Raw genomic sequence first — 594 nt, 5'->3', positions numbered from 1 at the left:
CAGACTCAAGGTCAGGCTCTACAAGTTCTCCACCGATGTTGAAGATCATTGCCCAGGGATAGGTTTTGCCCTCTTCCATCTCTTTGAGGTCCGGACCGATGATTGTAACCTTGTCATCTTCAATCTCGTCCATGGCTTTGGCACGGACAAGTTCCAGACCCAGGGATTTCGGGCCGCCGAGTTCAACAAACATTCCTTCCTTTCTTACTCTTTCTCCTTCAAACATTGGGGAAATCTCAAATGGGAATTCTGCCATTATATTTTGCCTCCTAAATCCAAATTATAATGCGTTAATAAGTTCATCCAGGGCAGCATAGTGGTCTGCCTTACTCAAGTTTCCAAAAGACATCGTTGCATTCTGGATGTAGTTTCTGTCAACTGCTATTGCTTTTACATCTGAAAAGTTCTTTGTTCCGGACAATACCTGATTAATATAGTATTTTATGTGCCCTAAAACAATGAGTGTGTCATAAGTTCCGTTTCCATCAAGCCCTGGCCAGTTAGGGTCAGTTACATAAAAGCCGAGCTGGTGCAGGTTAATGTACTTGGCATCTACATCCTTGTCAACAAAGCCAGGCATTGAGCTGCCGGTTG

The 594-nt window shown here is 43.9% G+C and carries 1 protein-coding gene and 1 pseudogene; both read right to left on the bottom strand.

Translation table 11 applies throughout. The features are described from left to right. Nucleotides 1-256 (bottom strand): annotated as a pseudogene (locus ASJ81_RS14865) (CO dehydrogenase/CO-methylating acetyl-CoA synthase complex subunit beta); the annotation flags it as partial. Nucleotides 257-280: 24 nt separating this feature from the next. Beyond that, nucleotides 281-594 (bottom strand): carbon monoxide dehydrogenase beta subunit family protein (locus ASJ81_RS14860; protein WP_275112565.1); only part of this gene is annotated, 314 nt, incomplete at its 5' end.

The organism is Methanosarcina spelaei (genome assembly GCF_002287235.1).
GTDB classification, from domain to species: Archaea; Halobacteriota; Methanosarcinia; order Methanosarcinales; family Methanosarcinaceae; genus Methanosarcina; species Methanosarcina spelaei.
Note: the sequence above shows the minus strand (reverse complement) of the source record. Positions and strands in the feature narration are given on the sequence as shown.